The following is an 11,110-nucleotide window of genomic DNA, read 5'->3' as shown; positions in this document are numbered from 1 at the left end:
GTATTTAATGTTTACAGGGATTGGCAGTGTGCTAGCTTTAAGAGAGGTTTTAGTTTTGGGTAAATGCCTGCTAATCAGTACCCTGTGTAGCGATTGATGGTAAGTTTAGGAGTAGCGTGTTAATCCAAATATAAGTAGATAAGGCCATGTGGCAGGGAAAGTCATATAAGCCAATAACGATAAATTATTAATAAGGAAAACCAATGGCTATATTAATTGTTACCGATATTTTCGGTCATACTGATCATATTGACCACTTTGCTAAATCGCTTGGAAGTGACGTGCAGGTGCTTTCCCCATTTATAGAAGAACCAAACACAGTCTCGGAGCCAGATTGTTACGAACTGTTTTTGGTGCAATGCGGCCATCGTGTATATGCTGACAAAGTATCAGCTGCGATTGCTGAACTTCAGCCAAAACTTATTATTGGGTTTAGTGCAGGCGGAGCTGCCGCATGGGTAGCATTATCCGAGCAAGATGCTTCTGGTTCTGTAGAGCAGCTTATTGCCTTTTATCCTAGCCAAATACGTCATCATTTAAATATTAAGCCTAGCTGTGATGTATCTATCTTTTTTGCTCAAGTTGAATCTCATTTTGATGTAGAGCCTGTTATTGAACTCTTAAAAGATAAAAAAGGGCTGAATTGTATCCGCACACGATATTTACACGGTTTTATGAATAAGCTTTCGAGTAACTTTGATGAGTATGCATATTCTCATTATCAATACTTTTGCCAGCAAGAAGCACGTAACTATGTCGAAGTTGAGCAACGAGAGGCAGAGTTTTTATAACCTACATACGCAAAAGCAGCTTGAGCGAACTACACTAAGCACTAACTTATTATATTCTAAGGAGTGAAAGATGTATCCCGAGTTGCCTGATTATCAACATTTTTATAGTAATCCAATCGCTAAACCTCCGTGCAGAATGTTAAATGCGCAAATGTATGGCTTTTTTGTCAAAGGAAAGAAATCAACAATCCAAAGCTATGTTGATAATACACTTAATTCGGTTTCTAGTAGTGAATTTGTATTCAAGGCTTTAACAGATTGGTGCTTATTGACCTTTACGGATATTGAAAATATCGCGTCAAAAGTTCCGCCTTTCAGTAACTATGGATACATGCAAGAAACTGATGTCATCATCTGGTTGCCAATTCTGCAAATAAATCTCGAAACGCTAAAAGCAGAACATTTATATTGGTATCCAGCATTTATCTCAGTCAACAATATTAACGCGCTGATAAATGGTCGAGAAATATGGGGCTACAATAAATATTTATGTCGCTACGAAATGCCTGATAACTTTGGTGACCCACTGAACTTTTCCCTCTCTCTGGAAACCTTTAAGGAATTTGATCCCAACGTCAAAATGGCATGGCATGAATTGTTATCTGTAGAACCTGAGGATGACGGAGAGTCATGGTTAAAAGAAGTGTTAGAAGTGGGTGAAGAAATTGCTGAGCTTTTCAAAGATTCAGTGTCTGATTTAAATGTCGATAGCCAATTTCTTAAACAGTTCTTATCGGGTTTTACCCACCCGCAAATGGATCAAATATTATTTAAACAGTTTCCAGATGGTTATGCTGAAAAGTCTGTATATTCGGCGGTGGTGCATTCCCCTTCTGAGGTGAAGAAAATCCACAAAATTGGTTTTATTAAGGACGACTTAAGCCTGAACTTACAACGAATGGATGCGTTTCCACTTGATAAAATGTTTGGTATTCCATTAGGTAAAAGTGAGGTCAAACTACCTTATTTTGTGAAAATGGATTTCGATCAGGCAGGAGTGGAAGAAATTGTTTCCAGTGCTCAGAGTATGGTTAATCTCCATCGTTAGTGTATTTGTGGCATAAAAAGCACGATTTTTACTAAAGCGATATTTGCATGTTTAGTTGTCTTCCTATATGGCTTTAGGTGTTGCTCGTCAACACGTTAGAAAAGGAAGATTTATGAGTAAACAAAAAGTAGCAATACTTGGCGGCGGCGTTTCGGCAATGACCGCTGCGGTATACATGACAGAACAAGAAGGTTGGCAAGAACGCTATGATATTACTGTTTATCAGCAAGGCTGGCGTTTGGGTGGTAAAGGAGCGAGTGGTCGTAATGCTGAGTTCGGCGAACGTATTGAGGAGCACGGCTTACACGTTTGGTTTGGTGCTTATGTTAATTCTTTTAGGGCAATAGAAACGGTTTATAATAAGCTAGAACGCTCAAGTGATATCCCCATTCACACTTGGCAACAAGCACTAAAACCGCATAGCTTGGTCGTGTTACAAGAATATATCGACCAGCAGTGGCAAACTTGGTCGGTAGATTTTCCTGAGATCCCAGGTAATCCGGCAAATGGCACACTCGATTTACATTTTTGGCAGATTTTAAAATTACTTGCGGCTTGGCTACACAAATGGGTTGATGATTTGGAGTGCGAGGTTGAAAAAACGCACAAATCCATACAGCTCAAAACAAAAAAAGAAAGAGATAAAACACTACTCGCTCATCTAGGCCAAGAAGTTAAGAGCTTTTTTGACAGTGTGGAAGAAAAAGCTAGCGCTTTATTTGATGACGCAGAAAACCATGTCCAAGAGGTAGTATCCACGCCAAAGCTGTTAATAACGCAACTCAGTAATTTTTTAACGGTACGTGAGGCCGATCACCGTTTAGAAAATAAGAAAGATCACTTAGTTGTTTGGTATATGGTTCGAAAAATTAGGCGTTGGTTAAAGTCAGAAGTAAACGACTTGATTGATGACAACCCATTGATAAGGCGTCTGTACATATGTATAGATCTCGGGGTTGCGATGACCATTGGTATGCTACGTGACAAGGTTTATTCACGCGGTTTTGGTTATATTGATCGGTATGATTTTAAACAGTGGCTAAGGCGTAATGGCGCAAATGAGTCGCTGTCTGTGGAGTCTGCTCCTGTTCGCGGTTTTTATGATCTCGTTTTTGGCTATGAAGACGGTGATTTTAAAAAACCAAATGTCGAAGCAGGCGTTGCGGCTTTGGCAATGCTTAGGATTATGCTGTGTTATCGAGGCGGTGTGATGTGGAAAATGCAAGCGGGTATGGGAGATATTATTTTTTCTCCTATCTATGAGCTGCTCAAGCACCGAGGTGTTAGGTTTGCCTTTTTTCATCAGGTTGAGTCATTACACTGTGCGCAGGATGAAAACGGTCATCATGTTGATAGTATTCAATTAATTCAGCAGGTTAAACTAAAAGAGGCACAATGCTACGAACCTCTAGAATTAGTCAAAGACTTGCCGTGTTGGCCGAGCTCACCCCTGTGGCAGCAAATTGAGTCGCAGCAAGCTGCACTACTCAAGGAGCATAAGATTAATCTTGAGTCTTACTGGTCTAATTGGGAAACGGTTTACCAACAAGCATTTGGACAGACGTTACCGAGAAAAACACTAAATAAAGGAACTGATTTCGATTTGGTGATTTTTGGGATTTCAGTGGCAGGTCTTGAGCCACTTTGTCGGCAATTATTGGCTGAAGATAACAGCTTAAAGCTGCAAGCTGAAAAGGTTAAAACTGTTGCGACTCAAGCATTGCAGTTGTGGCTCACTAAAACTGACAGTGAACTGGGTTTTCACGATCCTTCTGGCAGTAATGAACCACCAATATTAAGCGCATTTTCCCAACCCTTTGATACTTGGGCTGCGATGTCTAATTTACTAGAGGTGGAGGATTGGCCAAATTCACAGCCCAAGAACATTGCCTATTTTTGTAGTGCTTTTACCTGCGCAGATTATCCACCTCCGAGCGAGCATGAATTTCCTGAACGCATGAAAGCTCAGGTAAAAGAAAACGCTTTGCAAAAACTTAGATTGCAGATGCAACCACTGTGGCCAGAGGCGTATCATGGTGACGACTTCGATTGGAACGTATTGTTTGATGTTGATAATAATGAGGGTGAAGCGAGGTTCAACACACAGTATTGGAGAGTGAATGTCGACCCCAGTGAGCGTTATGTACTAAGCGTTGTTGATAGCAGTCAATTTCGACTATCTACTGACGGCAGCATATTCAATAACCTCTACATTACCGGAGATTGGATTAAAACCGGTGTTAACGCAGGTTGTGTTGAAGCCGCAGTGATGGCAGGCATGCAAACCAGTAGAGCCATCACCGGATACCCTCAACGTATTAGTGGAGAGTTGGGGTTTGAGCCATTTAACTAAAGCTAATTGATATTTAATGTTTTTTGCAGCAGTTTGATTGGTGTTTAGACAATACAGAGTCCGTGTAGCATAGTTATTTTATGTGAGTTAGGTGATAAAGATTTTACGCGCCTTCAAAGTTACTTTACCCCACATCCGTGTGGGGCTACACAGAAGAAATACTAATCAAGCCCTGCCCTTTGGATTCACCTGAGTGCGCGATGTTCATTGTTGCTCAATTTTTGCTTGGATTACTAGGTAGCAAGTCGAGCGTCCCGGACCAAAATACGCTCAGGAAAGCAAAAATCAAGCAGTAAAGGTCAAGAGGCCCTAACTTAGCCATCTTTATTTAGTTACGAAATAAACCCTTTCCCCTTAGGTTGTAATACATACCGAGCTGTGCAATCTTGAGGGCTTTACCCGAGTATTTGGATAATTTACCACAGTAATGAACAATAATTTGAACCTCAAAGAGGTAATCAGGTTCATTTGTTTGGGAGTCTTTTTAATTCAGCTATACTGATAGTGCAATTGCATGATATAGCTCAGGATTCAAACTATGCCACATCCAAATGTGCTGTTAAATACGATAACTTTAGCATTACTCTCTGTAGGCCCGATGGAAACATCAGCACAAGTAGAAGAAATCGAAGTCATTGAGGTGTACGCTCAAAAAAGAAAGCAGTCTATCAATGATGTCGCTATCGCTGTAAAGCCTATATCCGGACAGACTATCACTGATGCCGCACTGAAAGACACGACGGAACTAGGCAGCTTAGTTGCGAATGTTAAAATCAGTCAAAATGCGGCCGAAGGAACACCTCCTGCTATCAATATTCGAGGCGTTGGTTTAGTCGATTACAACACAGCAAATACCTCTCCTGTTGGCATGTATTTAGATGGTATATCAGTTGGAGCGGCGAATAACCAAGTTATCAATCTATTTGATATTGAACAAGTTGAAGTATTAAAGGGCCCACAGGGTACGCTTTTTGGTAGAAATACTACTGGAGGGGCAATTTTAGTACGTACAGCACGCCCAACTGATGGTGACTTTGCTTCTGTCAGTGTTGGGGTTGGCTCAGATTCTCTAACAAGAGCTCGGACAACCTTTAATTATAGTCTAGATCAAAACAGCGCGGTGCGACTCGCTGCGAGCCACAATAACTATGAGTATACTACGTATAACCTTCAGCCAGATGTTCCCGAAGCATATATGGAACAAAATGATGTTCGATTAAGTTATTTAGGTGAGTTTGATGATTTCAGCGTGTTTGTCAAACTTGATTATGGCCATTGGAATGGGTTAGTTCAGCCAGTCGGGAATATCGGATTATTCTCTAACCCCTTAGATGGTTCGTTATGCTCTCCTGCGAAGGCGGGAACTAGCAACTGCGTTGATATACTTGGATTTAATGTTGGCAGCGACGATTTTTGGGCAGTACGGGTGAACAATTACCAAAGACATCACAGCATAAATAAAGGTGTCACAACTGAGATAACTTATGCACTGGATGAGCGGTCGCAGTTTATCTATCTTGGAGCTTTCAATCGTTTAGATAGGGTACATGGATTTAACTGTGATGGAAGCCCATTTTCACTGTGTGAAGGGGAGTTGGGCCTTAAAAACGAAAAGCTGGTAAATGAGCTGAGATTTGAACAAAGCATGACAAATGGTTTTTTGACCGTTGGTTTATTCCACTTGGAGGAGCGTATTTATCAGGATAATTTTAATGATTTATTACGTGATCTAAGAGGTACCGAGAATGGCACAAGTGCAGCGACTTTTTTTTACGATAATGATATCAAAGTAAAATCGCAAGCATTGTTTGGCCAATATGAGTATGAAGTCAGCGAGGATACTGATGTCCTTGTTGGCATAAGATACAGCGATGAAGAGGTAAGTTATGACTCTTTCTCCTACTTAAATGTACCGTTTGCAGATAACCTCACAGGTATTTTAGTTCCTGCCTACGATATTGAGGGAGAAGAATCCGATAGCAATTTGTCTGGAAAATTATCGGTTATCTATAAAATAGAACCGGATAACAGTATCTATTACAGTTTGTCTAATGGTGTTAAGAGCGGTGGTTATAACGGCGGTTTTTTGATCTCAAAAGCAGCAGCAATGCAAGCAAGTTATGGCCCTGAAGAATTAGTTGCTCATGAAGTTGGCGCTAAGCTGTTGTTTAAAGATTTAAGACTTCGTACAAATTGGGCTGCTTTTTACTATGATTATAAAGACCAGCAGGTATTTATGAATCAAGCATCTGAGGTACCTGGTGCGCCGCCTTATCAGCTACTAGAAAATGTGGGTAAGTCAAAAATTTACGGTGCTGAAGTAGAAAATACTTGGTATCTATCGGAGCAAACTCATCTAGGATTAGATGTTGGGTATATACCGGAAGCAAACTTTGAAGAATTTATTGACCCTGTGGGTGTTGTGTTGACGGATAACCGGCTACCGTTTACATCAAAGTGGAATATCTCTGGACGTATAGATTATAAATTTAATTGGGATGAAGTGAGTATAAAAAGTAGAGTTGGGTTTGATTATCAAAGCGAATATTACTTCGACCAAAATGAATCTTCTTACGCTAAGCAGCCAGGCTATATACTTTGGAATGCTAATCTACAAATGGAATATGGAGACTGGCAGTTAGGCATATGGGGTAAGAATCTTTTAGATAAGGAATACAGCCATCTCAAATTTGACCTTAGTAGCTTTTTGGGGATGTTGGAAGACTTTAAAGGTGAAGGTAGAAGGGTAGGAATGGATGTAACATACCGTTTTTGAGCGTGTTTAAGAACTATATTGAGATAAGTCACCTGACTTGGGGATAGAAAATTTGCATATACAATATCGGACCACAGGTAGCTTTGCTAAGGTAACTGGCTAGAATGCGTTTGCTACTGATCATCTTCGGCATAATTCTGTTTTCTGGTTTTGTTCATGCAGAGCAGGCTGTGTTGAAGTTAACACAGCCTTGGCAATATCAAAATCTGCACCATATTGGTAAATCCTACGAGGCTAATTCCAATACAAGATTTCCTCAGAGTTGGAATGAACTGAGAGCGTGGGAATCAATAAGAGAGCCAATAGAAAAGAGAGCACTGTTCTCTGGTCGTTATTTCTTGGTAACCAAAATCAGGAACGAAACGCCGTTAAATGAGTTTGTGCTTTACCCCTACAATACGGTGCTAAGCAAAGTCGAGTCGAGGATATATACGCCTCAAACAGTACAGCGGGTTTTCTCTGGAGGTAAAGTAGAAAATGAATTTGCGTTTCATTATGGCAATCAAGTTACGCTAGAGCCTAACCAAGACTATTATATCGTTACGCTTTTCGAGAGTGACTTTTTTTACACGCCCGTAAAATTGACTATTGAGCCACTTAGGGATTTTCGACAAAAAGTAGTTTATGAAAATCTCATCATGACACTTTGCTTTGGTGTTGGTATTGTTTTAGGGTTGTATAACTTATTGATTTACGTAGGCTCTAAGGATGTAACCCACCTTTACTATGCACTATTTACCTGCGTTTGGGTATTCGCTTGGAGTCACTTCTTTCATTTTCCTGATGAGTTATTTGGATTTTACTCAGCAAATCTTCATTGGTTAGGTTTTGCATTGGCACCATTGACCAATGCATTATTTTATATTCATTTATTAAAACTCAAAGATGTTCATCCTAACTATGTGTCGATCTCTATCTGGCTCGGCGTAATAGCCGCGCTCGGAATGCCTTTTTGTATATTATTTCCTGGCTTTGGTTTTATCTGGGCAACTTTAGTCACAGGCTTGGCCTTGTGCTTTGGACTGTTTGTTGGAGTAAAACGCTGGATTGAAGGGTTCAAGCCCGCACGATATTTTGTGATGGCTTATGTTGCCATGGCTATCCCCAATATGGTTGGCAATCTAACTAACTTGAGTTTGCTACCGGAGTCCTCAAATAACCTATACCTTTATGGGCTGATAGGTACCGCTCTTGATGCATTGCTGTTGGCATTCGCGGTTGCAGATAAGTTTAGAATTACCAGTGAAGAGAATATAGAGTTAAATAAAAATCTAGAAGCAAAGGTGTTAAAACGTACCTATGAACTAGAGCAGGTAGCGTCGGAGCTCAGAGATGCTAGTGAGGCTAAAAGCCGGTTTTTAGCAAACATGAGCCATGAAATACGAACACCAATGACCTCGATTATTGGCTATGCTGATGGCATTATGCTTGGAGACATCAAACCTCATGAGCGCAACCATGCTATTTCCGTCATTTTGCAAAACTCAAGGCATGTACTTGGGCTCATCAATGATATTCTTGATATGTCTAAAATTGAGGCCAATAAACTAGAGGTTGAATTGGTGGAGTCAAACCTATTTCAAGCGATTGCACATGTTGACTCCCTATTGGGTAAACAAATTCGGGACAAGGGGCTTGAATTTGCCCTAAATTATCACTTTCCCCTACCTGATTTCGTTGTGATCGACCCTACGCGGTTACGGCAAATATTACTCAACCTCACATCTAACGCAATGAAATTCACTACGGTTGGTAAAATATCAATAGATGTAGCGTGTAAAAACGAGCAGCTTATGATCACTGTTCGTGATACTGGGATTGGTATGACCGTGGACGAGCAAAGGGAATTATTTAGTGCGTTCTACCAAGCCGACTCTTCGACCTCTCGGAAGTATGGTGGTACGGGGCTTGGATTAAATATTTCGAAAAGCCTTGCGAAAAAATTGGATGGAGACATTAGTGTCGAAAGCGAGGTCGGCTCAGGAACTGCATTTACGCTTACACTAAGCTTGTACACGACAGAAAAAACCAAGTGGGTACAAAGCCTTGCCCAAATTGGAGACGTGAGAGAGGTAGGGACGATGCCTGAGGAATTAAGCCAAGAGCTAAAAGGTGAAGTTCTGCTTGCAGAAGATAACACTGATAACAGTAAGCTTATTAGGCGTATTCTTGAACGTATGGGATTGTCTGTGACTGCAGTTGAAAATGGTCAGATGGCGGTCCAAGCCGTGCTTGATAGTGAGTTTGACTTGATATTAATGGACATCCAAATGCCTGTAATGGATGGTGAACAGGCATTTAGCTTTATCCAAGCAACAGGATGTAGCACACCTGTGATTGCGTTAACCGCTAACACTATGCAGCATGAAATTGAGCGTTATCTGAAACTCGGGTTTAGTGATCATTTAGCAAAGCCAATAGATAGAGTTGTATTTAGCCAAAAAATTGCTTATTACCTAGATATTCAAGTTGATGAAGATGTAGATCTACCTGAAGCGGAGTTTTATCAGTTAAAACAGCAGTATATTTCTGGGTTGCATGAGCAGATAGTTCAGATAAAGAATCAAGCGAAATACCAAGATTACGAAGCGTTGGCAAAGACTATTCATGCAATTAAAGGTACGGCTGCAATGTTTGATTGCATTGATATTCATAAAATAGCAAACGAACTGGATGTTAAATTGAAGAATAAGCAGCTTGAGCGTATCGACGAGAGAATAATGGAATTACTCAATGCCATGTCTGTCGCGATTGAGTCAGAAAAGCAGGAAACAAAACAAGCATAGCTTTTTATGTCTTATCAATATTTATCCGTGAAGATATGGTAGTGGTCGTTAAAGGCTTTAAAAAATGCTTTATCTTAATGGCTGAAGACTATAAATATGAGTTTTACTTAAGTCAGGAAAATCCTGCCGCTGCTTATAGTTAGCATATAGATTGGAAAATATGGTCGTTTTGGAGAGTTTATCTAAGTTCGCAATAAATAGTCGTCCACTGTTACTGTCTCCCGGTATTGCACTGTTTTTACAGCATTGCTGAGATAAGGAAATAAGCGTTCTGATTGTGTTCTTATTGCCTATATCCTGTAGTGCAATTTCTGCTTCTATAAAGAAGGCAACCCCACTCCAATAGACTCTTTGTTGTGCCTTTAATGACCACATCTGTTCGCTCACTGCTTTAAGTGATCCTTTATTTAGTCGCGTATTTTTTACGCCTCGGCTGAGCCCTGAGATTAACCTCGTACGAAACTCGTCAACACTAAAAATATCATTTTCTAGCATAATGACATTTTGTAAATAGGTAGCAAGCCCCTCTGCAAGCCAAAAATCTGAGTGGTCAAGCAAAGGGTGATAAAGGTGAGCAATTTCATGGTACAAGGTCCAGTCTTTAATCAGCACTCGGCTTGAGGTAAATCGTTTGACTTGAAGTAAAATGGCATCGGGCTTACCTCGTTGAACCGAGCCCCATGGCACAGGTTCAGATGCGAATAAGCTCGGTTCAATGATAAATGGAAGCGTTTGCTGTTGTAGTACTCCTAAGGAACGCTCTGTTGCTTTGACACCGTGTTTTAGCCAAGTTTCCACATATTGTTTATCACTGCTACTTATCCAGCTCTTATATTCGATTTCAATTTCGGTTGCCTGTGCGAATGCAATTAAGCCGAACCACAGTACTAGCATTAATAATTTCATTATTCTCTCGATATGGGTTACTTCGTAAATAGACCTGAGAACGCATTATTTCATTCCTGATGTTGAGGTTACCTCAACTGAATTCGTTGGGTAATTGTGTAAAACTGGATAAAACAACGTTGCACTTAGTTTATTGTTATTGAGTCCACTCACATTGGCAAACCCACTATTAGGTATTTGGGAATTGGTTGAGGGAAAATATGTCCTAAGGATGGCATTGTATCAACGCAAGCGCCTAGCTTGACATCGATAAAGTAGGAATAACAAAGACATCTATTTTTATTCATTGCTAACTAAGCATAAATGAGCAATAAGGCTGACATCATTGGATTGTTTGTATATGTCAGAAGTTTATCGTAATTACATCAACGCAACTGATCCTACGAGCGTCCGAATTTACTACGATTACGTCCACTTTCGGACGTTAATTTATTATTTTAAGTCCTAGAA

At 40.3% G+C, this 11,110-nt stretch carries 6 protein-coding genes; 5 read left to right on the top strand and 1 reads right to left on the bottom strand.

Going from position 1 to position 11,110, the window contains the following annotated elements; all coding sequences use genetic code 11:
- Positions 1–203: 203 nt before the first annotated feature.
- The 5 genes from L1D50_RS17470 to L1D50_RS17450 all read left to right on the top strand — a co-directional run bounded on the left by L1D50_RS17470 (position 204) and on the right by L1D50_RS17450 (position 9,754).
- A complete protein-coding gene (locus L1D50_RS17470) occupies positions 204–791 on the top strand; it encodes a hypothetical protein (RefSeq protein WP_128728283.1) in 588 nt (195 codons plus the stop codon).
- Between the two features lie 70 nt (positions 792–861).
- Entirely contained in the window at positions 862–1,839 is a 978-nt protein-coding gene (locus tag L1D50_RS17465) for an acetoacetate decarboxylase (RefSeq protein ID WP_138524858.1), read from the top strand.
- Positions 1,840–1,951: 112 nt separating this feature from the next.
- Entirely contained in the window at positions 1,952–4,192 is a 2,241-nt protein-coding gene (locus tag L1D50_RS17460; RefSeq protein WP_239966497.1) for an NAD(P)-binding protein, read from the top strand.
- A gap of 538 nt (positions 4,193–4,730) precedes the next feature.
- A complete protein-coding gene (locus L1D50_RS17455) occupies positions 4,731–6,968 on the top strand; it encodes a TonB-dependent receptor (RefSeq protein WP_138524856.1) in 2,238 nt (745 codons plus the stop codon).
- 104 nt (positions 6,969–7,072) lie between these two features.
- The gene (locus L1D50_RS17450) at positions 7,073–9,754 is read left to right on the top strand and encodes an ATP-binding protein (protein WP_138524854.1); all 2,682 of its coding nucleotides are present in this window, start codon (positions 7,073–7,075) and stop codon (positions 9,752–9,754) included.
- A gap of 69 nt (positions 9,755–9,823) precedes the next feature.
- Here L1D50_RS17450 and L1D50_RS17445 read toward each other — a convergent pair whose 3' ends face one another.
- On the bottom strand, positions 9,824–10,660 hold the full coding sequence (locus L1D50_RS17445; RefSeq protein ID WP_239966496.1) for a hypothetical protein: 837 nt from the start codon (positions 10,658–10,660) through the stop codon (positions 9,824–9,826).
- Positions 10,661–11,110 lie beyond the last annotated feature (450 nt).

Source organism: Pseudoalteromonas sp. Isolate6, from assembly GCF_022398435.1.
Classification (GTDB): domain Bacteria; phylum Pseudomonadota; class Gammaproteobacteria; order Enterobacterales; family Alteromonadaceae; genus Pseudoalteromonas; species Pseudoalteromonas galatheae.
Note: the sequence above shows the minus strand (reverse complement) of the source record. Positions and strands in the feature narration are given on the sequence as shown.